Annotated in this window: 24 protein-coding genes and 1 riboswitch; of the genes, 8 read left to right on the forward strand and 16 right to left on the reverse strand. The window is 56.5% G+C overall.

Annotation, left to right across the window (positions count from 1 at the left end; genetic code table 11):
* Nucleotides 1-126: 126 nt before the first annotated feature.
* From WC600_00470 to WC600_00480, 3 genes are all read right to left on the reverse strand, one after another.
* Nucleotides 127-606 (reverse strand): quercetin 2,3-dioxygenase, encoded by a 480-nt coding sequence (locus tag WC600_00470; protein ID MFA4901196.1) that lies wholly within the window; start codon nucleotides 604-606, stop codon nucleotides 127-129.
* 65 nt (nucleotides 607-671) lie between these two features.
* Nucleotides 672-1,901: a DEAD/DEAH box helicase gene (locus WC600_00475; GenBank protein MFA4901197.1), complete on the reverse strand. Its 1,230-nt coding sequence runs from the start codon at nucleotides 1,899-1,901 to the stop codon at nucleotides 672-674.
* A gap of 492 nt (nucleotides 1,902-2,393) precedes the next feature.
* A complete protein-coding gene (locus WC600_00480) occupies nucleotides 2,394-3,185 on the reverse strand; it encodes a protein-L-isoaspartate(D-aspartate) O-methyltransferase (GenBank protein MFA4901198.1) in 792 nt (263 codons plus the stop codon).
* A gap of 229 nt (nucleotides 3,186-3,414) precedes the next feature.
* Here WC600_00480 and WC600_00485 point away from each other — a divergent pair, with 229 nt between their 5' ends.
* The gene (locus WC600_00485; protein MFA4901199.1) at nucleotides 3,415-4,290 is read left to right on the forward strand and encodes a PAS domain-containing protein; all 876 of its coding nucleotides are present in this window, start codon (nucleotides 3,415-3,417) and stop codon (nucleotides 4,288-4,290) included.
* A gap of 41 nt (nucleotides 4,291-4,331) precedes the next feature.
* Here WC600_00485 and WC600_00490 read toward each other — a convergent pair whose 3' ends face one another.
* From WC600_00490 to rpmH, 10 genes are all read right to left on the reverse strand, one after another.
* The gene (locus tag WC600_00490) at nucleotides 4,332-5,249 is read right to left on the reverse strand and encodes an ADP-ribosylglycohydrolase family protein (GenBank protein MFA4901200.1); all 918 of its coding nucleotides are present in this window, start codon (nucleotides 5,247-5,249) and stop codon (nucleotides 4,332-4,334) included.
* Between the two features lie 311 nt (nucleotides 5,250-5,560).
* Nucleotides 5,561-6,637 (reverse strand): hypothetical protein, encoded by a 1,077-nt coding sequence (locus tag WC600_00495; GenBank protein ID MFA4901201.1) that lies wholly within the window; start codon nucleotides 6,635-6,637, stop codon nucleotides 5,561-5,563.
* A complete protein-coding gene (locus WC600_00500; protein MFA4901202.1) occupies nucleotides 6,637-8,226 on the reverse strand; it encodes an MBOAT family O-acyltransferase in 1,590 nt (529 codons plus the stop codon). Before WC600_00500 ends, WC600_00495 begins: the two co-directional genes overlap by 1 nt.
* A 198-nt stretch (nucleotides 8,227-8,424) precedes the next feature.
* A complete protein-coding gene (rsmG, locus tag WC600_00505) occupies nucleotides 8,425-9,129 on the reverse strand; it encodes a 16S rRNA (guanine(527)-N(7))-methyltransferase RsmG (GenBank protein MFA4901203.1) in 705 nt (234 codons plus the stop codon).
* A gap of 271 nt (nucleotides 9,130-9,400) precedes the next feature.
* A complete protein-coding gene (mnmE, locus tag WC600_00510; GenBank protein MFA4901204.1) occupies nucleotides 9,401-10,795 on the reverse strand; it encodes a tRNA uridine-5-carboxymethylaminomethyl(34) synthesis GTPase MnmE in 1,395 nt (464 codons plus the stop codon).
* Nucleotides 10,792-11,457 (reverse strand): RNA-binding cell elongation regulator Jag/EloR, encoded by a 666-nt coding sequence (gene jag / locus WC600_00515; GenBank protein MFA4901205.1) that lies wholly within the window; start codon nucleotides 11,455-11,457, stop codon nucleotides 10,792-10,794. Before jag ends, mnmE begins: the two co-directional genes overlap by 4 nt.
* Nucleotides 11,458-11,475: 18 nt before the next feature.
* Nucleotides 11,476-13,167, reverse strand: coding sequence for a membrane protein insertase YidC (yidC, locus tag WC600_00520; protein ID MFA4901206.1), 1,692 nt, complete (start codon nucleotides 13,165-13,167; stop codon nucleotides 11,476-11,478).
* Nucleotides 13,168-13,177: 10 nt separating this feature from the next.
* Nucleotides 13,178-13,387, reverse strand: a complete 210-nt coding sequence (gene yidD / locus WC600_00525) for a membrane protein insertion efficiency factor YidD (protein MFA4901207.1) — start codon at nucleotides 13,385-13,387, stop codon at nucleotides 13,178-13,180.
* On the reverse strand, nucleotides 13,384-13,767 hold the full coding sequence (gene rnpA / locus WC600_00530; protein ID MFA4901208.1) for a ribonuclease P protein component: 384 nt from the start codon (nucleotides 13,765-13,767) through the stop codon (nucleotides 13,384-13,386). The genes yidD and rnpA overlap by 4 nt, the downstream gene beginning before the upstream one ends.
* A gap of 42 nt (nucleotides 13,768-13,809) precedes the next feature.
* The gene (gene rpmH / locus WC600_00535; GenBank protein ID MFA4901209.1) at nucleotides 13,810-13,947 is read right to left on the reverse strand and encodes a 50S ribosomal protein L34; all 138 of its coding nucleotides are present in this window, start codon (nucleotides 13,945-13,947) and stop codon (nucleotides 13,810-13,812) included.
* Nucleotides 13,948-14,364: 417 nt separating this feature from the next.
* On the opposite strand from rpmH, the gene WC600_00540 reads away from it, so the two are divergent.
* The 4 genes from WC600_00540 (at nucleotide 14,365) to mrdA (ending at nucleotide 18,728) form a co-directional block, all read left to right on the forward strand.
* Nucleotides 14,365-15,402, forward strand: coding sequence for a rod shape-determining protein (locus WC600_00540; GenBank protein ID MFA4901210.1), 1,038 nt, complete (start codon nucleotides 14,365-14,367; stop codon nucleotides 15,400-15,402).
* A gap of 11 nt (nucleotides 15,403-15,413) precedes the next feature.
* A complete protein-coding gene (mreC, locus tag WC600_00545) occupies nucleotides 15,414-16,247 on the forward strand; it encodes a rod shape-determining protein MreC (protein MFA4901211.1) in 834 nt (277 codons plus the stop codon).
* Nucleotides 16,244-16,774: a rod shape-determining protein MreD gene (mreD, locus tag WC600_00550; protein ID MFA4901212.1), complete on the forward strand. Its 531-nt coding sequence runs from the start codon at nucleotides 16,244-16,246 to the stop codon at nucleotides 16,772-16,774. Before mreC ends, mreD begins: the two co-directional genes overlap by 4 nt.
* Before the next feature lie 70 nt (nucleotides 16,775-16,844).
* Nucleotides 16,845-18,728 carry a penicillin-binding protein 2 gene (mrdA, locus tag WC600_00555; GenBank protein ID MFA4901213.1) on the forward strand — a complete coding sequence of 628 codons (1,884 nt, stop codon included), beginning with the start codon at nucleotides 16,845-16,847 and terminating at the stop codon, nucleotides 18,726-18,728.
* Between the two features lie 215 nt (nucleotides 18,729-18,943).
* On the opposite strand, the gene WC600_00560 is transcribed toward mrdA, so the two are convergent.
* Nucleotides 18,944-20,803 (reverse strand): diguanylate cyclase, encoded by a 1,860-nt coding sequence (locus WC600_00560; GenBank protein ID MFA4901214.1) that lies wholly within the window; start codon nucleotides 20,801-20,803, stop codon nucleotides 18,944-18,946.
* A gap of 313 nt (nucleotides 20,804-21,116) precedes the next feature.
* A riboswitch (cyclic di-GMP riboswitch) is annotated at nucleotides 21,117-21,200 on the forward strand.
* Between the two features lie 73 nt (nucleotides 21,201-21,273).
* Here WC600_00560 and WC600_00565 point away from each other — a divergent pair.
* Nucleotides 21,274-22,005 carry a hypothetical protein gene (locus WC600_00565; protein MFA4901215.1) on the forward strand — a complete coding sequence of 244 codons (732 nt, stop codon included), beginning with the start codon at nucleotides 21,274-21,276 and terminating at the stop codon, nucleotides 22,003-22,005.
* A gap of 242 nt (nucleotides 22,006-22,247) precedes the next feature.
* Here WC600_00565 and WC600_00570 read toward each other — a convergent pair whose 3' ends face one another.
* Both WC600_00570 and WC600_00575 read right to left on the reverse strand, forming a co-directional pair.
* The gene (locus tag WC600_00570) at nucleotides 22,248-22,910 is read right to left on the reverse strand and encodes a protein-L-isoaspartate(D-aspartate) O-methyltransferase (GenBank protein ID MFA4901216.1); all 663 of its coding nucleotides are present in this window, start codon (nucleotides 22,908-22,910) and stop codon (nucleotides 22,248-22,250) included.
* 328 nt (nucleotides 22,911-23,238) lie between these two features.
* Complete coding sequence (locus WC600_00575; protein MFA4901217.1) at nucleotides 23,239-23,976, reverse strand: UPF0280 family protein; 738 nt, start codon at nucleotides 23,974-23,976, stop codon at nucleotides 23,239-23,241.
* Nucleotides 23,977-24,404: 428 nt separating this feature from the next.
* On the opposite strand from WC600_00575, the gene WC600_00580 reads away from it, so the two are divergent.
* A complete protein-coding gene (locus WC600_00580; GenBank protein ID MFA4901218.1) occupies nucleotides 24,405-25,301 on the forward strand; it encodes a poly(R)-hydroxyalkanoic acid synthase subunit PhaE in 897 nt (298 codons plus the stop codon).
* Nucleotides 25,301-26,377 (forward strand): class III poly(R)-hydroxyalkanoic acid synthase subunit PhaC, encoded by a 1,077-nt coding sequence (phaC, locus tag WC600_00585; GenBank protein ID MFA4901219.1) that lies wholly within the window; start codon nucleotides 25,301-25,303, stop codon nucleotides 26,375-26,377. Before WC600_00580 ends, phaC begins: the two co-directional genes overlap by 1 nt.
* Nucleotides 26,378-26,435 lie beyond the last annotated feature (58 nt).

Consider the following 26,435-nt stretch of genomic DNA (forward strand, 5'->3'; position numbering starts at 1 on the left):
CCTTTTTCAAAGGGGGACTTTCCCCCTCCCTTAAGGCTATCCGGTTTCGGACACGAAGGTTCAGCCAACGCCTAACTTCTTTGAAATTACCTTTATGAGCGCAACTCGGTATCATAAGATCTAGAGTCAAGGCAATTTTATTTCAACCCCGTAATTGGCAGCGGTTGCGACTACCCGTTCCAGGTCCTTGGAAGTAACCTCCTTGGGGGCACCTGAACCTTCTTTGAGCGGGGAGCCTATTTCTTCGAAAAACTTTTCCAGTCCTGCGGGGGTGATCAGCGCCAAAGCCCGGGCAGGCGTTTCCCCTTCATTTTTGAACCCATGGGGGAGTCCCGGCGGAGCAATAATCAGAGAGCCAGCCTCAGCGGTGAACTTCTGGTTGCCCAGCCAAAACGACAGAGAGCCTTCCATAATATAAAAAGATTCCATTTCCCGAGAGTGCGTGTGAGGCGGCGGACCGGTTTGAGGGGGGACCAGCATCTCTACTATAGCATAAGCGCCACCGGTATCTTTCCCGGTAGCCTTGATAGTATAAATACCGCCGGCCACCGTGAGGCGATGGCCCTCCGCCGGTTGGATTAACCTGGGTTCAACTACGTCTGACACTTTTTTCTTTTCCTGGTTCATCTCCACCTCAAGCAAGCATACTGATTTACCCTTTAAATGGACCTCTACAAGGCGCTGTGCATGGTTCGGCTGCGGCTTCGGCTTTTCTGTTCACTGCGGCGCTGAGGTTGGCGCGGCGGACGTGAGAACTCGGTGTCACGCGACGGCGCCGCTTTTTTATAATCAAAACCGGTGACTGTGCAACGCTTTACCTTGGCGCGCAGGACACGCTCGATGCTGCGCACCATATCCTCATCGTCAGAGGTAATAAACGTGAAGGCATCACCGGTCTTAGCATTGCGGCCGGTACGCCCGATCCTGTGCGTATAGGCATCAACAGTATCCGGCATGTCGTAATTGATAACATGGGAAATCTGGGTCACGTCGATCCCGCGTGCTGCAACATCAGTCGCCACCAGTATCTGGAACGTGCCGTCGCGGAACCCGTTCATCACGGCCTGCCGCCGCGCTTGCGAGAGATTTCCCTGCAGTGATGCAGCCTGATAGCCGGCCTTCTCCAGTTGTTCCCCCAGACGCTTGGCCCGGTGTTTGGTGCGCGCAAAGATCAGAACCGACTCAGTATCGGTATGGCGCAACAACTCGAGGAGGAGCGGGGTTTTGAGGTGCTGCTCGACCGGGTAGAGCATATGAGAGACACTGCTTGCCGGTCCAGTGGTATCAACCTGCACCGTCACCGGTGCTTTCAATACTTCTTGAGCCAGATGCAGAATATCATCGGGCATGGTTGCCGAGAACAAAAGCGTCTGGTGTTTTGCCGGTATGTGCTTGATGATCTTTCTTATATCAGGCAGAAATCCCATGTCGAACATCCGGTCTGACTCGTCCAGTACGAGCACCTCCAGATGCGACAGGTCGACCGTGCCTTGATTGATATGGTCAAGCAGGCGGCCGGGACAGGCAACGACAATCTCGACGCCGCGCTTCAGTTTATCCACCTGAGGATTGAACCCAACTCCTCCATAAACCGTAACGCTCTTGAGTCCGGTCCGGCATCCCAGTGCGCCAAAGGCCTCATGGGTCTGCTCGGCCAGTTCGCGGGTGGGGGCAATAACCAGAGCCCTGACGCGCTTGCGCCCGCCTTGCAACAGGCGATGGAGGATGGGCAGCACAAAGGCCGCGGTCTTCCCGGTGCCGGTCTGGGCCAGGCCCACGATGTCGCGCCCTTGCATGACCAGCGGGATTGCCTGCGTCTGTATCGGCGTTGGGGTTACATAGTGCGCCGCGGTAACGCCGGCCGTGACCTTGTGGTGAAAATCAAATGTGCTAAATTCCATAAATTCCTTTTTATCCTGTCCGGGTAAAAAAATCCCCGGTGTATTAAGAGGGACATTGGTTCTGGGGTAAGGAAGCCCGCCCTTGTATGTCAATGTAAGCTGACCCCAAGCTTTGGAGATGAGCGTGAGTGCTCTCGGAGTGGATGTGTCGCGGCGCTCGTCACACTTGGAATTTGCCGCCCTGTTTCGCCGTGCCTCCACTAAAAATGGCCATTTTGAGTGGAATTCAGACAGACGAATCCTGGACGCCACCAGTGTTCAAAGCGTTATGACCGGATAAATGCATCCCAGGAATATTCGGGGTTAGCCTGGCAGCAGCCCTCTTGCGGTGAATGAGGGCACTGAGCAGCCTTACCCCTGCCTCATGACGGGTTTGGGATTGCCAGCGACAAGGTCTTGGGTAAGCTTTTTCTGCAGTAATGCCTGGATCAGCTTTGAATTTTATATATTAAACAAAAGTCCATGTAATGTCAAGGTTGAGGAAAGCAAACATCAGGGTTTCGGAGCGCCTGGACTTGGACTCGTTCCAACCGCATCCGGCGATTTGCTCCCGGGAACTGTTTTTAGCGTCGGGGGGTGCACCAGGGGCACAAATCTCACCGGCAGCGAAGCTTCCTCCACCAGTTTTCCCTGCACCTTACGGAACCTCACCAGGGTTTGGTCCCCATAAGCCGACTCCACGGGAATCACCAGGCGGCCACCCTCTTTGAGTTGCGCCTCCAGAGCCTGCGGCACCCGGGGAGCAGCCGCGGTGACGACAATGGCGTCAAAGGGGGCCTCCTCCGGCCAGCCCTGGTAGCCATCGCCGCTTTTTGTTTTGACCCGCCCGTAACCCAGGTTTTTTAGGCGAGCCGCGGCCTGGCGGGCCAGTTCCGGAACGAGCTCGATGGTAAAGACCCGGTCCGTAAGTTCGGCCAGGACCGCGGCCTGATATCCCGAACCCGTACCCACCTCCAACACCCGATCGCCCGGATGCACTTCGGCCCACTGGGTCATCAGGGCTACGATATAAGGCTGGGAAATAGTTTGCCCCGATCCGATGGGCAGGGGATGATCTCCGTAAGCCTGGGAAGCCAGGGCCTCGGGGACGAAGCGATGGCGGGGCACCGTGCCCATGGCGATCAATACCCGGGGGTCGTTGATATCCCGGCGCTGTAGTTGCCGGGCCACCATCGTCTGCCGGATTTCCCGGAAACCATCGTCTGACCGGGCACCTTGGACCAGGCCGGCAAAACCGGCGATCAGGATAATCCCACTCAGAAGCATCACAGCTATAATCTTCATAATGCGCCTCACCAAAATTTCCCAGGAGACCGATGCTCCAAATTTAAGAGGGGAAGAGATAATTTAATTCAATATTTTTTTATAATGATTTTTATTCAATAGTATGTTAAGTTAAAATTCCTTTAACAATCTTCTAACAATCTTCATCCTCGTATTGATTATTTTGCAGATGGTATTATCTTCTGGTGTGTGCAGCAAATTGTTTCTGATAGCCAGCAGGTACAAAGCCATGGATGATGATTTAAAAATTCTGGTTCTCGGAGACGAGGAAAGTCCTGAGGAGCTTATCGAGTACGAGCTGAACAAGTCCAGTCTACGGTGCATCGCGTTGCGTGTCACCTCCCGGGAGGCCTTCCTCCAGGCTTTGCAGGAAACTTCACCCAGTCTCATTCTGATCACTACCGGACAGACCGAAGTCGGGGGCTTGACCGCCTTTGCTCTGGCTCAAGAGTTCTGCCCGGGAACCCCCTGTTTCTTGATCAGCCCCCCCGGCCGCCAGAAGAGGGTCGCGGGAGGTCAGGAGAACCAGGTTGACGGCGCTGATCACAGTGTTCAGAACATCCCCTTGGAGACCTCGATCGCCAGCTTTTTTGCGTCCACCGGCATGACCTCCCTGGTCTGGGATAGGCCGGAGGTTCCTTTCAAGACCCAGGATACTCTGCAACCGCTCTTGCAAGTCACCGGCGTCATTATCGCCTTTCTCTCCCCGGATGGCCGCATCCTGGAATTTAACCAAGGGGCCGAGCGCCTCACCGGCTGGCGCCGACATGAAATCCTGGGGCAAGACGGTATAGAGTTATTCTTTCCTGGAACTCACCGGACGTCGGCCACCGCACACCTGAACCGGGTATTGTCGGGCAAATCCGCGGAAGGCATTGATCTCCCCCTTAAAGTGCGCCAGGGCGTAACGCTCTCCTATCGCTGGTACTGCAATCTGGTTTCCGATAAACTTGGCCAACCGGCCGGGATCATGCTGGTGGGTCAACACCTTTCCGGGCCCAACCTTTTGGAGAGTCTGCCCCGGGCTCGCTTGGTCAGAGCCTGTCCTGCTCCGGCGGTCAGGCAGAGGCGGGGCCTGATTACCCACCGGACTGGCACCTGCTGAGGCCTTTGCCTACCAAGTTTTGTCAAGGCGCGGCTGCAGCGTCAACTGTGGCGCTTCACTGCGGCCAAACGTTGAGCGACGTCCGATAAATATTCTGATTTTTCCAGGCGATTTACCCAGGCCGGCGGCAGGGCTCTGATACCCAGGTAGGCCCCGCTGAGGCCGCCAGCGATAGAAGCAATGGAATCCGAATCCCCTTCGGTGTTCGCCCCCAGGCGGATCGTGCCCAGAAAGTCATCCGGATTTTTCAGAAAGCAATAAAAAGCCATCAGCACCGCTTCCTCCGCCACCCACCCTTCACCGATATGATTCAAAGCCGCATCCTGGGAGGTCATCTCCAGGGCCTCTTCCAGGCGCGCCAGGGCCTGGTCAAAGTCCTGGGCCTGGCTATGGGTCTCCAACTCCAGGGCCGGCAGCATATCCTCGGGCGAGAGACGATCCAGGGCAAGTTTCACCAGAAAGGCCGCGGCCACGGCTGCCAACTGGGCCGTAGGATGATGGTGGGTGGCCATGGCGCTAGCCGCGGCCACCCGACGCAACTTGGGCAGGTCATGCTGATAGAGAAAACCGATGGGCGCCACCCGCATGGCCGCGCCGCAACCCTTGGAATTGGGCTTGCCGCTCCGCCACCAGGGCACCCCGGCCTCGAGCTGACGCGCCCCATAAAGGCAGGAACCGCCAGGAGACCGGTCATTCTCCGGAGAGCGCAGCCAGGTGACAAACTCCTGGGACAGCACCGCCATGATGGACCCCAGATCCTCATGGCCTGCCGCGATCAGGGCCTCGGCCACCGCCAGGGTCATCTGGGTGTCATCGGTGAATAAGGCCGGCGCCGGAAGCTCCTGAATGCCATTGACACCGTAGCGTTCCTGAATCCCCTTCAGGTCCCAGAACTCCACTGGAGCGCCCAGGGCATCTCCCAATGCCAGTCCGTAGATCATGCCCAAGACCTGTTCCATGCGTTTCCTCTAAGGGTCCAGTTTTTTTATACTCATTGCCAAAAGTTTTTTCCTAACTCACCCCTCACCCTAGCCCTCTCCCCTCAGAGGGGAGGGGGGATAAAAGGAAAAAACTTTTGAGCCTCTTGCAAAATTGCCGGACATGATGTAGTCGCAGGCTTTAGCCTATATGAGCACAGGCTGGAAAGCCTGTGCTACCGGCAAACTCATAAACGCCCAAATAAGATATTGACCGAAAAGAGACTTTTGCAAGAGGCTCTTTTGGCAAACACTATATATCACTACCTGAGAGCCGCAAAACCGGCAATCGATTATGGCTTGAGGGGGGCTGGTTGAGCCACAGGCCCGGGAGTCTTGGCGTCCGGATGCTTGCCCGCCATGGCGACGGCAGGGTCCGGCAACCCCAAAGCCGCCCGTTCCTGTTCGATCTTCTCGAAGATAGCCTGCGCCAGCAGTTGATGCCCGTCCTTGTGCAGATGGCCGCTGAAGTTGGCGAAGATCTGCTTGATATCCTTGCCGGATAAGACGTCCTTCATGGAGATATGATAGACTCCCGGACCCGCCAGGGATTCCCCCAGGGCATCCAGGCCGTGGTCGGTGAGATACAGGCGGTGCTGGGCGTCTTCCTCCAGCCGGCACTGTGTGACCAGAATAACCGGAATACCCCGGGCCCGCACCATGGCCACATTTTTCACCGCGGTGTCATAAGCCAACTTGATGCGGGCCGCAACTTCCTTGGGGTCTTGCCCTGCTGCCACCTGAGCGTCGGCGTCATTGAGGGCGTAGCGGAGGCGAACCTCTTCAGGCACCAGGGACCAAAAAACCTTCTCTATTTTGGCTTCATAGAGCCGCCGGAAAATAAAGACCTTCATCAGCCAGTGGCGGGGGTGCCAGCCCTTGAATTCCTGGCTGCGCCGCCATTCCCGCTCATCCTCCCACTTGTTATAGTCATCGAAGTGCAGGATCACGAGGCTGGGGTCATACGAAAGGGCCTTCGTCAGCACTATGTGGCAGCGCCTGGCCCCGTAACCCGGCACCGCCAGGTTGATGGATTCGGCCTGGATGTCATGCCGGCGCAATTCCTGACCCAAAAGCCCGGGATAGGCTCCTTTAAGACTGGGGCCCCGGGGCACGGAATCGCCCACCGTAAAGATGCGAAACACTCCCGGGGGCCGCTGGCGTTGAAATGTTTGGGAATAAAAACGGCGTCCTCCGGCCCGGAAGAGTTCCACCGTGCCGTCCCCGTGCTCGTCGAATCCGGCTTGGGGATTGTAGCCGTAGTCAAACCGCCCCGAGAAATCCTGGCCAAAAAAGAGGCGCGCCCCCGCCTCTGCCAGAACCAACAGGCAGATAACCACAAGGCAGGCGGGAGTGATCAGTCGTTTCATCAGAATTGAAAGTAGATAAATTCTTTATCCTGCTCCCCGGAAGAGACGATCAATAAGATCATCACGGCGTATACCAGACCCCGGGCCAGCCAGGGGACCTGCGACAGCGAGGCCTCATCCCGGTATTTCCAGGTAAGGACCTGGAGCAGAATCAGGGGCAGGATGTGGATCATAAGCCAGATGGCGGAGGATTCCCAGGACAGCCCGGCTGCGGCGTTCCAGTTGCCCAGGGCGCCGAACCAGGTCCCCAAATAGGCCACGCTGGGGCTGCGGAAAATGGCCCAGCCCACCAGGGTCAAGACAAACATCAGGAGCATTGCGGCGGCGTCCCGCCCGGTCCAGGCCCCGTTTTTGGCTTTTTTGTCCATGATGCGATCAAACGGCGGCACCACCCGGTAGAGGATGAGCAGGGCGCCATGATACGCCCCCCAGAGGACGAAGACCCAGCTCGCGCCATGCCAGAGGCCGGCCAGAAGCATGACGATGGCCAGATTCCGCAGGGTGTCCCACTTCGCGCCCCGATTGCCGCCTAAAGGGATGTACAGGTAATCCCGGAACCAGGTAGACAGGGAGATGTGCCACCGACCCCAAAATTCCGAGGGCGTGCGGGAAAAATAAGGAAACCGGAAGTTCTCCATGAGGTCGATCCCCAGCAGCTTGGCGGACCCCCGGGCGATATCGGTGTAACCGGCGAAATCACTGTAAATCTGGAAGGCGAAGGCCACCACCCCGATAACCGCCCAGTAGCCGTTGAGGCTGGTCTTGGGATCAAAGGCATAGTTGGCCAGAATGGCGCAGTTATCGGCCACAAAAATCTTCTTAAAAAACCCCACCAGCATCAGGCACAAACCATCCTGGAGGTGGGAATTCCGAAAACTGGCCCCCTGTTCCAGCTGAGGAATGAGATTTTTGCCCCGTTCGATGGGTCCCGACACCATTTGAGGGAAAAAAGCGTCGAAGGTGGCAAAGGTGAGCAGATCCGCACACGCCGGACTTTGGCCGCGGTAGATATCGATGACGTAGCCCAGGGATTGGAAGGTATAAAAGGAGATGCCCACGGGCAGGATGATTTTCAGCAGAGGCAGGTCGGCGGTAAAGCCGATGACGCCCACGAGCGACTTGAAGGAATCCGTAAAGAAGTTGAAGTACTTGAAGAATCCCAGGATGGCCAGACAAAACACTATGCTGAGAATCAGGTAATACTTGGGTCGCCTGTCCCCAGCGAAGAGCCCGATGGCTTCATGGGCCCCGAAAAAAGCCAGGCCCATAGCGGCGCTGATCACTAAGAGGGACAGGGAGATCTGTGAGGCGGGGAGCCAGAGGAAACACCCTAGCAGCCAGGCGGCCGGCAAGAGGGAGAAGCCCAAAACCTGCCATCCGGCTTTTTTCTGTCCGGCGATGCTCAGGCCGCAGTTGTAATCGATGACCGTGGTGGCCAGCACCAGGGCCAGAAACCGGACATCCCAGCAGCCATAGAAGAAATAGCTGCCGGCCAACAACAAGAGTAATCGCCGCCTGACCGGCAGGAGCCAGTAACAGATGATGACGAGAGGCAGAAAGATGAAATATTGCCAGGAAATGAAGGACATAGCGTTTCGGTAAGAAATCCGTTCCAGTTACGCTAAAGATTGCTGGAACAACCCTAACTGATGCTTATTGGTTGCGATGGACGAAACCATCTCCCCTTTCTGGGATGGACGCGGCTGTAATTTTAGCTGGCCTTTATTATACTCTATCGCAGGGTAAAGGGCCATCTTCAGGAAGACAATCTTCCTGTTAGGGGAATCTTAGACTTTGCGGCACATCACCAGAAGCCGAGGCTCGCCGCTGATGGGTAGGTGATATATATGATGTTCCAGCGGTTCCAGACCCAGGAGTGGACAGGCAGAACTGGCCGTTTCCAGCTCAAGGCCTGTCAGATGCACACTTTTGAGGGCCAGAACCAAGCCCCCCGTGGCCAGTAATGGCTCGGCCAGCTCCAGCAGGCGGGGGAGTAAGAAGGTGGCCCGGGAGACCACTGCGTCCACCTTCGGCTCCCTTTTCCGGGCCAGAGAGGGGGTGAGATGGGTCTGAACAACTTCGACGCCGGTCAGCCTGAGGCGGGAGACCAGGTATTCCAGAAACGCTGTTTTTTTCTGACGGGCCTCCACCAGGGTCAGGTTAAGTTCGGGGCGAGCCAGTTTTAGCACCAAGCCGGGAAAGCCGGCGCCACTGCCCAGGTCAATCAAGGACACAGCCCGGCCCAAAAACGGCGATACCGCCAGAGAGTCCAGGAAATGCTTGATGATCATGTCCCGGGGGTTTTTCAGCCCGGTTAAATTGGTCTTGGCGTTCCAAACTTGCAGCTCTTCCAGATAGATCCGCAGCTGCTCCAACGTGGCGGGAGGCAGTTCCAGGCCCAGGGCTACAACGCCTTCCGTCAGGAGCGCCAGGGGATCTATCTCCGGGGGGGCTTGCACGATACTTTTTCCAGTCTTTGAACGATTGTTCATGAGCCTCTGACTTTCCCACAAGGCATGAAAAGTTTCCGATGGCAAACTCTTAACTTTGAACCTTGAACCTTGAACTTTTTCCTTTTATAGCAGTTGCCAAAAATTCTTTCTGATTGCTGGATTTCTAAATCCCCCTAAATCCCCCTTTTTCAAAGGGGGACTTTTAAAGCAATTCCGCTAAGTTCCCCCCTTTGGAAAAGGGGGGTTAGGGGGGATTTAGCTTCTTAGACAATGTACCTTAAAGGAAAAAATTTTTGGCAAACGCTATAACTCATTTCCCCAAGCAAAACTGGCCGAAGATACGATCTAAGATCGCCTCCCCCACTTCCTCCCCGGTGATCTCTCCCAATTCCCGAATGGCGGCCGCGAGTTCCAGGGCCACCAGTTCCCAGGAAGGCTCATTGTCGTTATTTTCATCAGCGACAAGTAATTCCTTGGCCTGGCCGAGGTAGCCCAGGCACTGCCCAAGATGTTGATGATGGCGGGCCTGCGTGATCATCTGCCCCTGCACCTTGAGACCGCCGCCCAGGGCCAGGCCCACAATCTCGTTCTTCAAAGCCGGGATACCTTCCCCGGTGCGGGCCGAAATTTTGATCAAGGGCCAGGCCGTGAGGTTCATCAACCCAACCTCTGAAAACTCCGGAGCCAGGTCAACCTTGTTGATCACGAGAAGTCCGCGACGCTCTGCCAGTTCGGCCAAAGCCGCCTCATCCTCGGAGGCCAGCGGAGCGCCATGGTCCACCAGATACAGGACCAGGTCTGCCTGCCGCAATCGCGCCCGGGTGCGTTCGATCCCCAGTTCCTCTACCCGGTCCTGGGCCGGGCGCAGGCCCGCAGTATCGCTGAACCGCACCACCACGCCTCCCAGCGTAATGCACTCCTCCACCAAATCCCGGGTAGTGCCGGGGATTTCGGTGACGATAGCCCGCTCCATGTCCAAAAGGCGGTTCAGCAGACTGGATTTACCCACGTTGGGCCGCCCGGCGATGACCACCAGCAGCCCTTCCCTGAGCAGGCGTCCGGCTTCATAGGTGTCTGCCAGGGACTTCAAGAAACTTGCCTGTGCCTCAAGATTTTCCTGGATGGCGGCAGCGGGTAACTCTCCGGCTTCTTCGGGGAAGTCCAGAGCGGCCTCCACCCGGGCGGCAAGATCCAGAAGATCCTGCCGCACCTGGCGCAGCCTTCGCCCCAAGCGGCCGTGCAGGTGCTCCGCGGCCACCTGGACGTGGGCTTCGGTCCGGGCGGAGATGACCTCCAGGACCGCTTCCGCCTGGGTCAGATCAAGACGCCCGGACAGAAAAGCCCGTAAGGTAAATTCGCCCGGCCGGGCCAGCCGCGCCCCGTGGGTCAGGGTCAGGTCCAGAATGCGCCGCAAGACCCCATAGCCCGAATGGCAGTTGATTTCCACCACGTCTTCCCGGGTATAGGTATGAGGAGCCCGCATGAAGGCCAGGAGCACCTCATCAATAATCGCTCCTGTGGGGTCGACGATGTGGCCCAGAGAGAGCCGATGGGACCGCCACGGTTGGCGGGGCTTATGGGGACGGAAGAGGCGGCGGGCGATAGCATAGGCTCGCGGGCCGCTGAGCCGGACTATACCGATCCCCGCCTCGCCCGGGGGGGTGGAGATAGCCGCAATGGTATCGGCCGCGTCAGGTGGGGTCATGCCGGGCCGCCGGCATCCTCCTGACTTTCTTTCCTTTTGACCGGCGAAATAACCACCTTCTTATAGAGACCTTCGCCCCGGCTGATGGTCTTCAAGTCTTTATCGCCCTGCAGGGCCATATGCACGATGCGGCGATCATAAGGATTCATCGGATTTAAGGTAACGGATTTGCCGGTGCGTTTAACCTTCTCCCCGTATTTCTGGGCCAGCAGGGCCAGGGCTTCGTTATGACGAGCCCGGTAAGCCTCCACATCAATGGCGATCCTGACCTTTTTTTTGGTCTGCTTGGCCAGCATTTTGGTGACGAGATATTGCAGGGCGTCCAGGGTCTGGCCCTGTTTGCCAATGAGCAAACCAGCGTCGCCGGTGGCTATGAGCAGGCTAATCCGGTCTTCTTCCTGAGTGGCGCTCACCGTAGCCGATTCCTCCATCTTCTCCAACACCTGCTCCAGGATTTCCCGGGCCCGGGGCAGCAGGTCTTCCTCCGGCTCGACCTGCAAAGCAGCGCGAATCCTGGCCTTCTTGCCCCCCAGACCAAAAATCCCGGGAGACCCCACCGACAGAATCTCTATCTCCAACTCCTCCGAAGGAACTTGAAAATGGGCGCAGGCACTTTCGATGGCCTCTTCAGTGGTTTTGCCTTCAAACTCCAAAAACTCCATCAACTCTTCCCCTGAGACCTACGTAAGGTACTTATTGGTATAGTGCTGCTGAGCGATGGACAAAACGTTGTTCATCAGCCAATAGATCACCAGTCCTGAGGCGAAATTAAGAAACATGAACGTAAAAATCAAGGGCAGAAACATCATCATCTTGGCCTGGGTGGGGTCTCCGGCGGATGGCGTCATTTTTTGCTGAATAAACATGGTGGCCCCCATGATCAGGGGGGTGATGAGCAAAGGATCTTTGGCGGACAGGTCGGCTAGCCAGACGATATTGGTAAACGGCAGCGTGGGAATAAATGGAGCATGGCGCAACTCGATGGCATAACCCAGCACATTATACAAGGCGATGAACACCGGCAATTGCAGCACCATGGGCAGGCAGCCAGCCATGGGGTTGACTTTGAAGGTGCGGTACAAGCCCATGAGCTCCTTATTCATGGCTTCCTTGTCATCTTTATATTTTTCCCGGATCTTGGCCACCTTAGGCTGGAGCTTCTGCATGTCCTTCATGGACTTGTAGCTCTTGTGGTTGGGATACCAGAAGACAATCCGGAGCAGGATGGTAAAAATGACAATGGTCCAGCCATAATTGTGGGTGTAGCTGTTCAGCCAGTTCAAAAAGGTCAGAAAGGGTTTGCCCACGAAGTCAAACCAGCCGAAGTTGACCGCCCGGTCCAGCCCTAGTGGCTTGAGATCGTCCAAGTTTTTCGGGCCGAAGTAGAGGAGATAGGAAAACCGGGCTGCCTGCCCCGGAGCCAGGGACTCCACCGGAGTCCTGAGGCTGGCCACCATGGGCGCTTTTGGCGGTTCGGACAGGGTAACCCAAGCCTTGGCGGACTCGGGGATCATGGCCGTTAAAAAATACCCTTCGTCAAGCCCGGCCCACTCCACTTTGCCGGTAAAAGTCTGGGGCTCTTTGAGGTCGCCGCTTTTGAGGTCATGCAACTTGTTGTTGATAGAGCCGTTGAACCCGAGAAAATGGGAGGTACTGGCTTCCTCCCCGGCGAAATTTTCGCTCAGGTCCAGATTGATCTGCCCCTCCAGGGGTTGTTTCGTATGATTGGTGAGTTGGACTGCCAGGTCGAAGCCGTAGCTGTCAGCCTTGAAGGTGAAGGTTTTGACGAAGGTCAGGCCCTCGGGACTGACGCAGGTGAATTTCAGGGTACTCTTGTCGCCGTCTTTGAGGGTCAAGCCGGAGGTGGAGGCCTCACACAGAGCCATCCCGGCCACGTTCAAGGTCTTGCTTTCCCAACTCACGGTCAGGGGCAATTCGTTGGCGCCGCCCTCCCGGACCAGATCCTTGGGTCCGATCTTGGCCGTTTCCGGGTTCAAATAGCGATCCACCTCGAACCCCACTGGCCCCAGTTTAAAATGGTAGAGGGGCTCAAAGGGCATGCGATTCTTATATTTTTTTAACTGGAAGCTCTTGAGCCGTCCACCCAGTTCGGTGAATACCGCCCGGTACAAGGGGGTGTCCACCACCACGTCCTTGGCGGGCTGGGCCGTCGGCGGGCGCACTGGCAGAGGCGCCGAAGGCGCGGGTCGCGCCGCCACCGGAGGGGGCGCCGGGGCCGGGGCCGCAGGTTTGGCTGCGGTCTGGGTTTGGGACGAAGGCGGCACAGGGCTTTTCAGCTTATCCCCAAAATAGATGAAGGCCATGAACACCACGAAACTTAAGGCCAGGGCAATCAAGGCCCGTTTTTCCATAGAGAGACTCCTAAGGTACCGGGTCCCACCCTCCAGGATGGAAGGGGTGGCAACGACATAGACGCCGGATAGTCAACCCGAGGCCGCGCCCGACGCCATGGCGGCACAGCGCCTCAGCGGCATACTGGGAACACGTGGGCACAAACCGGCAGCAGCTGGGAAACAGGGGTGAGATCAATACCTGATATACACGGATTATAAAAAGGGCCACTTTAGTCATGGTGTTATATTTCTGGCCCGGGCCAAGAGCAGCCGGCCCAACTCCTCTTCGACCTGATGGTACCCCAACTCTGCCGCCCCTTTCTTGGCCATAATGACCAGGTCTACGGCAGGCAATTGCAAGCGATGACGGCGAAAAAACTCCCGGAGCAGGCGTTTTACCCGATTCCGCTGCACGGCTTTCCCCAGACGTTTGGTCACGACCAGCCCCAGCCGGGGACCTTCTGCGGCCGGGGGCGCCAGGGTCACGCCGAAATGGCGCGTGTATAACCGCTTGCCCTGGGCCTGGGCCCGAAGGTAGTCTCGGCGATGGCGGACCCGCTCTGCCTTAGTGAACCGGGCGGTCCCTTTGGGGTTGGGGTCAGGACAGTGGCGGAGCACCGGCGGTTGGCATCAGGGATGAGGCTTAGGAACTCCTCATCTTCAGACTGAAAGACGTTTCCGGCCTTTGGCCCGCCGGCGCTTGATTACCTGGCGCCCGGCACGAGTGCTCATCCGCTCCAAAAACCCGTGGGTACGAGCCCGGCGCACATTATGAGGTTGATAGGTGCGTTTTGACATTTCGTTTTCCTTATCCCAGAACTTATTCCAAACATTGTATAAACCATTTATGCTGCTTTTTGTCAAGGTCTTGTGCCAATTAATCGCCCTGTCCTCACATAAACTTTTCTCAGTATAGGTGAGTACGTGAAGCTCACCAATCCCTGCGAAATTTAAGGAAATCGGCTCCCCGGGAGTAGGGTAATATGGATTTTTAAGTTGAATTTTTTCACTAAGTAGGCACAATAGATAAACAAGGGGCTTTCTGGTCGCGCCGGCGCTCGGGAACCGGGTGCTTATTTTGCCCTCTGGCGTTTTTCACTCTAGGGCAGAGCCTGCCCCAACGCAATTACGATGGTGTTTCCCGCATAAAAATTATAAAAATATAAAAATCCGCAGGATGCGGTGTGTTCCACGATATGCTAAGGAGTCAGGCACATGTTTCTTGATCCCATATTAGGATGGTTCTCCAATGATCTGGCCATCGACCTAGGGACCGCCAACACCCTGGTCTATGTCAAAGGCAAGGGCATCGTCTTGAGCGAGCCTTCCGTGGTGGCGGTGCGTAAGAACGACCGGGACCACCGCAACCGGGTGCTGGCCGTGGGTCGCGACGCCAAGATGATGCTGGGCCGCACGCCAGGGAATATCGTGGCTATCCGCCCCATGAAAGACGGGGTCATCGCCGACTTTGAAATCACCGAGGCCATGCTGCGCCACTTCATCCGCAAGGTCCACAACCGCGGCTCCTTGATCCGGCCGCGTATCATCATCTGCGTGCCGTCGGGCATTACCCCGGTGGAAAAACGGGCGGTGCGGGAATCGGCTGAATCCGCGGGAGCCCGGGAAGTCTATCTCATTGAAGAACCCATGGCCGCGGCCATCGGCGCCGGCCTGCCTATCACCGAGCCCATCTGTAATATGGTGGTGGATATCGGCGGCGGGACCTCGGAAGTGGCGGTCATTTCCCTGGCGGGCATCGTCTATGCCAAGTCCGTCCGGGTGGGCGGCGACAAGATGGACGAGGCCATTTTGCAGTATGTCAAGCGGACCTATAACCTCCTCATCGGGGAGCGCACCTCCGAAATTATCAAAACCACCATTGGCAACGCCTATCCCGGCACCGAGGTGGAAACCATGGACGTCAAAGGCCGGGACCTGGTCACTGGCATCCCTAAAATCATCAACGTCAACTCCGATGAGGTGCGCCAGGCCATCCAGGAACAGATCGACACCATCGTGGCCGCGGTCAAAACCGCGCTGGAGCAGACGCCGCCAGAGTTGGCCGCGGACATCGTCGACCGGGGCATCTATCTCACCGGCGGCGGCGCTTTGCTGAAGAACCTGGACATCTTGCTCCATCAGGAAACCGGGCTGCCTATCAAGATCGCCGACGATCCCCTGTCCACGGTGGTCATGGGGTCGGGCCGGGCCCTGGATAATCTCAACATCCTCAAGGAAGTAATGGTGGATTGAGGCGGTTAGATGTGCACCCCCAAGGTCGCTACCGAACTCCGCTTCTCATAGCCCTGGTCCTGCTGCTGGTCTTTGCCGTACTCTCCCTGAGCCTCAAACGCTCGCCGGTTATACAAAAGGTGCAAGGGGTCATCGTCTCCGTAACCGCCCCCCCTTTGGCGGGGATGGAGTATGTCGTCCGCCCGGTCAAACAACTCTGGCTGGGCTATTTCTATCTGGTGGGCGTTGAACGGCAAAACACCGAACTGAAGCGGCAATTGGAGGAGTATAAGCAGCGCCAGGTCCGCTTCCAGGAGGCCCAGGAGGGCTTGACCCGCCTCGAGGGCTTACTGGATCTGAAACGGCAAGTGGCCCTCCCCGTCATTGGGGCCCGGGTCATTGCTTATGACCCCTCCTTGTGGTCCCGGTCCGCCATCATTGATCAGGGCAAGGCCCAGGGGGTCAAGGAGGGCCTGCCGGTCCTGGCCCCCCAGGGTATCGCCGGCCGTATTGTAGAGGTTTATCCCCAATACTCCAAAGTCATGCTGATCGTGGACCGCAAAAGCGGCGCCGACGCCATGGTGCAGCGCACCCGGGCCCGGGGCGTGCTCAAAGGTAAGGGCGGCAACCGCTGCTCTCTTGAGTATGTTCCCAAAAACGCCGACGTGCAGGTGGGTGACCTGGTGCTGGCCTCGGGATTGGTGGGACTGTATCCCAAAGGTCTGGTCTTTGGAAAAGTCACTGCGGCCAACAAGAAAAATCCCGGGGTCTTCCAGGAGATCGAGGTGACCCCCAACGTCGATCTCTCCACCCTGGAAGAGGTCCTGGTTGTCAAGGTGGCCAATCTGGCCTTGTCCGAACCATGATGGCGCCTCTCATAGCTTTCAGCCTGGTGGGCCTGGTTATTTTTTATATCCAGAATCTGGTGTTCTTTCCCTATGTGCACCTGCGCCTGCTGGCCCTGCTGCTCTTTTACGTGAGCCTGCGGCCGTCTTTGCCCCTCGCCCTGGGTCTGAGTCTGGTGCTTGGCCTTCTCCAGGATAGTTATACCACTACTCCGCTGGGGCTCCATTTGGGGGCCTCCCTGATGCTGGTGGCCGTGGCCCGGTTGTCCAGGCGCGGCCTGCTCCTGCGCCAACTGGGGTTTCAAGTGCTGGTCAGTCTGGCGGCGCTGTTGCTCCAGGAGGTTTGCCTGCAAGCCGGCGCCTTCATATTGGGGTATCAGCCCTTTTTTTCCCATGATTTGATCAACGTGCACCTGATGGAAATCCTGGGCACTGCGGCCCTGGGACCCTTGATGTATCTGTTGGTGCAGGGGATAGAAAACTTCCTGCGCCGCCTGGGCTGGCGCCCCCACAGTGAACCCATGCCTTATCAGCCCTTTGGGGACTGAGGTATCAACAATTTCGCGGGATTATCCGACCCTGGTTCCCCTATGGATGATCGACTGAGCACAACAAGCCATGCCGCTCCTGGATAAAGACAGGCTTTCAGGCTTTAAGCTCCGGGAAAACACCTCCGGCGGCATAATGGACCCGGAAGAACAGGACCGCGTCCGCCGAACCTTCTCCCGGACCGCCCTCATCGTCCTGTGCCTCTTCGGCGTCCTGTTCTTGCGTCTCTGGTTCCTGCAACTGGTTCAGGGCGAAGAGATGCAGCAGCGTTCGGAGCATAACCGCATCCGCCTTCAGGATCTGCCCCCCTGGCGGGGTATGATTTTGGACCACAACGGCCAGGTGCTGGTGGCCAACCGGCCCAGCTACGAGCTGGTGGTGGTTCTGGAGGATGTGGGAGATATTCCCCTGTTGTCGAGCCGCCTGGGTCAACTGCTGCGCCTGGACCCTCAGCAACTGACGACCCAACTGCAAAACGCCAAAAAGGCGGGCCTCCATCAGGCGCGCATCCGTGCCGATCTCTCCTTTGATGAGATGGCCAAGGTGGAGACCTTTCAACCGGAACTCCCCGGAGTGATGATCCAGATCCAGCCGAAGCGGGAGTACCGTAATCAAGGCATGGCCAGCCACTCCTTGGGCTACCTGGGAGAAATCAACGACGCTCAGATCAAGAGCGGCAAGTATCCCTCTTATAAGATGGGGGATTACTTGGGCAAATGCGGGGTGGAACTGGCCTGGGAAAAGTTCCTCCGAGGCAAGCGGGGTTCTCGCCGCATCGAAGTGGACGCCTATGGCCGGGAATTAGGCCAGTTGGATAGCGTCTTCCCTACTCCCGGGGCCAACATCCATCTTACCCTGGACAATCGGATGCAACGTGAGGCCGAAGCCTGCCTGGACGGTAAGGTGGGAGCCATCGTGGCCCTGGACCCCAGGACCGGCAACGTCCTGGCCCTGGCCTCTTCTCCCACCTATTCCCAGGAAGCCTTCGAGCGGGGCCTTTCCGTCTCCGAATGGGACAGGATCAACCACGATAAGACCCATCCCCTGGAAAACCGTACCATCAAAGGGCAGTATCCCCCGGGTTCCACCTTTAAGATCGTCATGGCCGTGGCGGGCCTGGAAGAAAACGTCATTAGCCCCGGCACCATCATTTACTGCAACGGCAAACTTCCCTTGGGCAATCATGTGTTTCATTGCTGGCTCAAGGGCGGCCACGGCGGCGTCAATCTCCACAAGGCCCTGGTCGAGTCCTGCGACGTCTATTTCTATGAGGTGGGCCTGCGCTTAGGCGTCGACCGCATCGCCAAATGGAGCCGGCGTTTCGGCCTGGGCGAGCCCACCGGTCTCAATCTGGACAAAGAATCACCGGGGCTGGTGGCCTCCCAGACCTGGAAAAAAGCCCGGTTCAAACAGGGTTGGCGCGACGGCGACACCATCTCGGTGGCCATCGGCCAGGGCTACAATCTTGCCACCCCCATCCAGATGGCCCGGGTGACCGCGGCCATCGCCAATGGCGGCATCATTTATAAGACCCATTTGGTAGAGAAAGTGGAAAGTCCGGCCGGGGAGATTCTCTACCAGGCCAGGCCCGAGGTCCAATCCCGCCTGGAGGCGAGCCCCGCCACCCTGGAGGCGGTGCGCCGGGGTCTGGACGGAGTCGTGAGCGAATCCAGAGGCACGGGCAGATCCGCCCGCCTCGCCAGTATCCAGGTGGCCGGCAAGACCGGCACCGCCCAGGTGGTGGCTATCGACCGGGATGATCCCAAGCGCGAGCGAGGCCAGGGCATGCAAGATCACGCCTGGTTCGTGGCCTATGCCCCGGCTGACGACCCCAAGGTGGCCGTGGCAGTTTTAATAGAGCACGGCGGCCACGGCGGCTCTGCGGCCGGCCCCCTGGCCAGCCGGGTCATCAAGGCGGGCCTGTCCGAACCCCAGGTAGCCCAGACGAAATAGAAACAGCTATCAGCTTTTAGCGTTTGCCATAAATTTATGCCGCTGGCTGACTTTTAAATCCCCCTAAATCCCCCTTTTTCAAAGGGGGACTTTATAAGTAATTCCTTATAGTTCCCCCCTTTACTAAAGGGGGGGTAGGGGGATTTTGGGTGTTAAATTATCTCCTATTACGGAAAGAACTTTTGGCAAGCGCCATAAATCGGAGTTCGTAAAGCTTAATGCTTCCCAGCCAGACAGACCCGGTCTCTCCCGGACTGCTTGGCCTGGTACAAAGCCACATCTGCGGCCTGCAGAAGGGCTCTATTTGTATTGCCATGCTCCGGGAAGATTGCCACTCCCAAGGACAGGGTAACGGAATCCAGGACGCGGTCCCCGTAATATATTTTCAGATTTCGGACTGCTTCCCGCAATTGTTCAGCGCGTTGCTGCGTTATGGCTGGGGAGACATCCGTCATGATAATGGTAAACTCTTCACCCCCGTAGCGGCAGGCGATATCACTACCCCTCACCTGCTGGTCCATGACTTTGGCAACCTCCTTTAATAAGGCGTCTCCCGCGTCATGGCCAAAGGTGTCGTTAAAATGTTTGAAATGGTCAATATCGGCCATGAGGACCCCAACTTGCTTCCCCTGGCGTTCAGCCCGGCGCAGTTCCCGTTCCGTGGATTCCTCCATATAGCGACGATTGTACAAGCCGGTGAGGGGGTCACGGACCGAGAGATTTTGCAGAGTTTCCTGCAATTTCAGCTTGGCCAGGGCCAAGCCCAAGTGGTCGGAGACCCTCAGGGCTAAGTTTAGTTTGGCTTCTGCCTGTTTTGGATCAGAAGACCCGAGAAGGACATGGAATACGCCGATGGCTTCTCCCTGGGCCACCAAGGGCACACAGAGGTAGGCCGTCTTCTGCGCTTCCACATGCCGGCACTTAAACCCAGACTGCATTTCGGCCAATCCATGAGCCCGGCCGCGGCGCAGCGCCCAGCACTCGTTGGGGGCGAACACCGTCTCCGCTGGGGGAAGTTCTCCCCAAAGGGTGGCGGCCTCCACCAAAGTGCGTGAGGCATTGAACAGAAACACACCCCCGGAGTCAGCTGGGAACAACTTCTGGACTGACTGCCGGATGACGAGATAGGCTTCCTCGGTGGTATTACAGCTTTGCAACAGTTCACCCATCTGGCCGAGAAGGCTGATTTCAGCATTGCGTTGTTCCAGTTCCTGGGCCCAGCCCTGCAACCGCGCATTGGCCTCCCGCAATTGAGTATTTCGTTCTGCCACTGCGGCCTCCAGTTCCTTGCGCTCGGTAATGTCAAAGAAAAGCCCGCTGACGTAATCCACTTTGCCATCCGCGGTGCAGATAATGTGGCTGCGCTCGTGGACCCAGATTACGTTCCCTTTTTGGGATCTGATCCGATATTCCCTGACATATGACTTATTAGTCTTCAAAGCATGAATAAATTCTTCTATGGTGTGGTTAAGATCTTCCTCAAGAATCAGGTCAGTCCATTTAAGCCGCCGAGTGTCAAACTCTTCCTTGGGGTAGCCGGTCATGGCTTCGAGTTTGCCATCCAAAGTTTCCAGAGCGCCGTCCACATATCCTTTAAATAAGACCGCGGGAATGTTGTCGATGACGATACTGAAATCCCGTTCAGTCTGTCGCAGTTTTTCTTCGAGTTGCTTGGTCTCGGTGATGTCGAAGAACAGGCCGCTGACATATTCCACTTTCCCGTGCGAATCGCAAACAATATGGCTGCGCTCATGGACCCAGGTGACGTTGCCTGCTTTCCCCCTGATCCTGTACTCCCGGACGTAAGCCTTGTTGGTCTTCAGGGCTTGAATAAAGACCGCTTTGGTGGGGTCTCGATCTTCTTCAAGCATCAGGTCGGTCCATTTCAACCGGTGGGACAGGAAATCTTCCTGGGAGAACCCCGTCATGGCCTCAACTTTTTGATCATAGAGATCAATCGAGCCGTCCAGATATCCCTTAAAAAGCACAGCCGGAACATTATTCATCAAGATGCTGAATTGCTGCTCCATTTTCTGCAAAGCCTCCCGGGTTTGGTCGATATCGGAAGATTCCATCAGTCCTATTGCCTCGCTTTAGCCGTCTTATTTGAAAGCCTGTTTCCCGTGGTTGACATCGAGATGATAGTGTTTCAAGGCCGTCCTTTCCTTGATGGAAGGCAGGGTAGCATAAATTTCACGCTGGAAGAAATTAAATTGCCCCTGATTTTAGACTATGAAGCCTTCGATAAACCGATAACGCGAGGCTCGGCAGATTATAAGCTCCGGGTAAGGCAGGAAGAGAAAACGGAGTCGACCCTTATAAACCGCCTCTCATAATTATTTTATTAAATAGTTTAAAAAATACTTGACAAAATTTAAAATTATCCTTAATATGAAACGCAAATCCGCCATGAGGGCGGGGACGATAAGCCACGGGTTTCATCAAGGATGAGAAGAGAGCCGGGTTGCCTTAAAAAGGGTAACCCTTTTTTATTTAGTGATTTTTATCTTTTGGAAGGTATAAAAATTTGTTGGAGGGTGAGAAAATGAGACAAAAAAAAATGAAATATTCATCAAAGCTGAGATATTTATTGGCAATGTTAGCAGTTGTGGGATTGGTGCAGGTGGTTGACATTAATCCAGCCTGCGCTAGCATTACATCATTTTTTAATAATTTAGCGGGCTTCAATGCTGCTGCCGGAAATCCGCCCATCGCCATTAATTTCGACACCATAGCCAAAAACGCTGATATTACCGGGGCAACAATCCAAGGCGTCACCTTTCAAGGTCCCAGCGTGCCGCTGATCGTTGTTGATCAGGCTGATATGGGGGGGCAGCTTTTCGCCACAACCCCTCTGCAGCTATTATCACCAGGCGGCACAGACCTGTCGCAGGAGAACGACGATCTGACCTTGATTTTCAACACCCCGGTTAATGCTTTTGGATTTGATCTGATTTATCGGGTGGCTGATGGCGCCTCGTTCGTCTCCATCGATATACGTGATCCTTCTGATAACGTACTTTTTTCTGATGCTTTTATCCCATCATCAGCTTCAGGAGTTGGCCAAGCAGATTTTTGGGGGTTTGTTTCTACGAGCAACGACATAGCCAAAATTATCATTGATGAATTTGATCCAAGTCCCCTTGACGACAATATCGGTTTTGACACCTTCCGGTTCCAACCTGCGGCCGCGCCTATCCCCATCCCCGGTTCGGTGCTCCTCCTGGGTTCCGGACTACTGGGTCTGACGGGGTTAAGGAGATTCAGGAAGGGTTAGCCAGCCATTCCTTTCAGCGACAAACCCAGGCAGGGTCTGTTATGGCCCTGCCTTTTTTTGTTTTCAAATTGTAGCTGTTAGCTTGCCCAGTTCGATAATTATCGCTAAAGGGGCAATAGATATAGATATGATCTGGATAGCAGGTCTGATGAAGAAGTCAAGTTTTAAAGGGGAGGCCGGCGCCCCCAAACCCATCACTCCGGCTTGCGAGACTCCCGCCGGTGGCGCCAGGCCTGCTTCAGTCAGGTCCAGGTGCCCTCTTCCCAGCCGTACTTGCCGATGAGCTTCACGAAGCGGCAGCCGCCGTGGTATTCAAATTTCAGTCCTTCTGTGGTTTTGCGGACGACGGTCAGCGTCTGGGACCAGGTGTCCCCCACGGGAATCACCAGCCGCCCCCCCAGAGCAAGTTGCTCGGTCAGGGGCCGGGGCACCTGGGGGGCGCCCGCGGTGACGATGACGGCGTCAAAGGGCATCTCCTCGGGCCAGCCCAGGGTGCCGTCACCCACCCGGGTCTTGATATTGGTATATCCCAGCGACGTCAGAATCTGCTCTGCCCTGGCGAGCAGCACGGCCATCCGGTCGATGGTAAAGACCTGAGCCGCCAGCTCGGCCAGGATAGCCGCCTGGTAGCCCGAGCCGGAGCCGATTTCCAGCACCCGGTCCGTTGCCTTTAACTCCAGCATCTCGGTCATCAGGGCCACAATGTAGGGCTGGGAGATGGTCTGGTCTTCCCCAATAGGCAGGGGATAATCTTGGTAGGCCTGGTCCCACAGATGCGAAGGGATGAAGCGGTGCCGGGGCACCTTGCCCATGGCCGCCAGCACCCTGGGGTCGGATACCCCCCGGGCCGCGATCTGCCTCTCCACCATCCGCTGGCGCTCGACGTTAAAGTTATCTTCGGTCATGGGTCATCCTCTTAAGGAAATACCAGGTTCGTGGCCTCAGGATCGATGTTCTTTACAAGATAGGGTCGCTGTCTCCGGTTGTCCATTCTAAATGCCACCCAAGTTTATCGACGCCATTTTTTAGGAGCCGATAAGGATATGCGTTCAAACAGGTAATTTGGTAGCCGCAGGCTTTCCCTGAAAATCCCAATCCCCCTAAATCCAATGCAGTTCACTTATAACGTTTGCCATAAATTTATGCCGCTGGCTGATTTTTAAATCCCCCTAAATCCTCCTTTTTCAAAGGGGGACTTTTTGGGACACCTGAAAGAAAACGAAACCAGGCAGTTTACGTCAAGGGCACCAGTTCCACCCGGCCCCAGGCCCCCAGCTTCTCACCTACGACCACCACCGCTCCCAGGATCTCAGGCTGGCTGGCAATCCACTCCAGGGCTGAGGCAATGGTATCGGGACCCTGGACCCGATTGCCCAGCGCGGTAGCTGCGGCATCGGCCAGGGCTGGGCTTATGGCCAGGACACAGGCGGCATCCGCCCGGCCGAAGCTCAAGGAATGCCCCACGGTGGCGGAGGAAGTGCATACCCCCAAGGGACTGAGGGCGGGATCAAGGTTGAGCCCCACCCGGCGGCTCAAGGGTGACTTGCCGGCAAACAGGGCCACCGTAGCGGGCCGGGTGATAGAGAGATAAATATCGCCGCCATTTTCCACGATCACTTCGGGGCTCAACGCAGACAGGTGGTGTCCGACCCGGGCTGCCAAGGCGCCGGCCACCGCGGCCATAGGACCCACCTGCACGGCCGCGGCCGCCTCGATCATCTCCCGGGCCACCGGCGGGGCAAAAGGGTCCGGGGGCCAGGGAACGAGGCTGGTGAGAAAACCGGGGTACCTCGCAATGTAGGTCTCCAACTGATGGCGTTCCTGGATAACCAGTTCCCGGACCTCTTGGGTAAAGTCCCGGCTGGCCAACACCCAGAGGTCAGTCTCTTTCACCACCACGCGAAAGCCCGTCAGACCGGAGCGGGCCATGCGGGTGCGATAGGTGCGGGGTTCGTAGCCTAAAGTAGTCATTATTTTCAGGGAGGGCCCAAGGCGCCAAGGCTCTATTCCCTTCCAAGAATCATACCGGGAAGTTTATTTGGCTTCCGCTTTAACTATACAACACATTTTAGGAAATTCAGCCTGCCGTAACCTGAAAAGCCGTTTCTGAAAAAATTCTAGAGCAACTGCGCCTTCTAATACCGAGTCGCGTTCAAAGGGCAAATTTTAATAGGCGCAGGCTCTGGCCTACGCCTGCACAGGCGAGACGCCTGTGCCACCAATGGGAATTGGTATAAAATCCCCGGCCCGGAGATTCGAAGAAAATTCGCGAAATTGCAACAGAGGCGTACACAATGAACCCAAGTCATGCTAAAATGCATTGTGAAATATTTCTCTTGACAACGGGTTTAAGAACGGGAAAAGTTTTGGTGCTGCCCGGTTGGGATAGCGAGGCAAGCATGGCGCAGGAGTTTTCCAGAACAACAGGGTCGGAACCCTTGCTGGCCGCCTGGATCAAATGGACCATGGATTTTTGGGATACCATGGCCCAAATGGGGCCTGGGCTGGATAGAGTATCCGAAGCCGATGGCGGCAGCCCCCCGGGTGATGCCTGGCTGTCGTCCTTGCACCTGTGGCAGGCTTTTTTTTCGTTGTTAACGGAACCGGGAACCGTGGCTGCGGTTTTTCAAGGTATCAGGGCGCCCGCGGAGATTGTTTTGAGGATGGCTCAGGCGGGTTGGGGAGGCTATTTTCAGCTTCACCGGCAATGGCTGGAGGGCTGGGCGGGCAACGGAACTCCGGGCGAGACCGACGATTTTGCAGGGCTGGAAAGGGAAATCTTCAAAATCTGCACTGATCTCTATGAAAGTGACTTCCGCCGACTTTTGAACATGCCCCATCTGCGCCTGACCGGTCTGACCCAGGAACGCCTCAACCAGGCCACTGACAAATTCAACCAATTTCAGGCCGCCATGGGCGAATTCATCTCTATGCTGTACCTGCCGGTAAAAAAATCCCTGCGGGCCATGACGGGAGTGGGGGGCATGGGCAGGGAGGAAAACCCCCCGGAAGATTTTAAGGAGTATTACAAGGGGTGGCTGAAAATTCTGGAAGGGCATTACATGACGCTGTTCCAGTCGGCGGAGTATGCCCGGACCCTGGTTCAGACCCTTACTGCCTTGCAAGATTTCACCATGGCAAAAGACGCGCTCATGGCCGAGGCTATGGAAGCCCTGTCGCTGCCCAGCCGCCGGGACCTGGATGACCTCTACCGGGAAATGTATATTTTGAAGAAAAGCCTGAAAGAGATTTCCAAAAAATTAGACCGGACCGAGCCGTCCCAGGAGCCGTGCTGATGGACCGGCCCAAGATCCCGGTGAACCTTATCCTGGCCAGCCTGGCTGCGGACGCTGAAGAAGCCAAGCATCGCCTGGAAAAGGCCAAGGATGTTTTGCTCGGTCCCCTGGACACGGACATCGGCGCCACCCCCTATGATCTGGTCTACCAGGAAGACCGGGTCAGGCTGAAATATTACCGGCCTGAAACGGCCCGCCTGAAGACTCCGTTACTGCTGGTGCACGGCCTGTTCAACCGGGAAACCCTCCTGGATCTGCAACCTGATCGCAGCATTGTCTTAAAGCTCCTCCAAGAGGGTCTGGAGGTCTATGTCGTCGACTGGGGCTCGCCGACGCGCCGGGACCAGTTTCTCACCCTGGATGACCATATCAACGGCTATCTGGATAACATCGTAGATTTTATCCGCCACCGCCATGGGGTCCCTAAGGTGAGTCTCATGGGGGTGTGTCTGGGGGGCACGTTTGCGGTGATCTACGCCGCGCTGCATCCGGAGAAGATCAGGAACTTGATTACTACCGCAGCTCCCACCCACTTTGATACACCCAAGGGGCTGTTGCACATCTGGCTCAAGGAAATCGACGTCGACCGGCTCGTGGATGCCTTCGGCAACCTGCCCGGCAACCTGGTGAACACCGCCTTCCTGCTCATGAATCCGCCCCGGCTCTTTTTGGATAAGTATCTTGGCTTTCTTGAAAATATGGATAGCAAAGAGTTCGTCGAAAACTTTATCCGCATGGAAAAATGGATCTTCGACAGCCCGGACGTGCCGGGGGAGACCGTGCGGCAGTTGCTCAAGGACCTGTATCAGGACAACCGGCTGGTGCACAATCAGATGGAGTTGGAGGGGCGCCGGGTCGATCTCAGTCAGATCACCATGCCCCTGCTCAACATCTATGGCCGGTACGACCACCTGGTGCCGCCGGAGGCCTGCGAAGTCTTGACGAAAAGCGTGGGGAGCCGGGATTGCCAGGATATCTGTCTGGATACCGGGCATATCGGTATTTATGTTAGCGCCCGATTTCAAAAGGAGATCGTCCCCACGATTGCCGCCTGGCTTCGGGAAAGGGAAGGTTAAGTTCTTCCAGAGAAGCTGAAAACCAGGAAGTACCTTGTTGAAATCCACGGAAGGATTT

The sequence above is a fragment of the Desulfobaccales bacterium genome (assembly GCA_041648175.1).
Classification (GTDB): domain Bacteria; phylum Desulfobacterota; class Desulfobaccia; order Desulfobaccales; family 0-14-0-80-60-11; genus 0-14-0-80-60-11.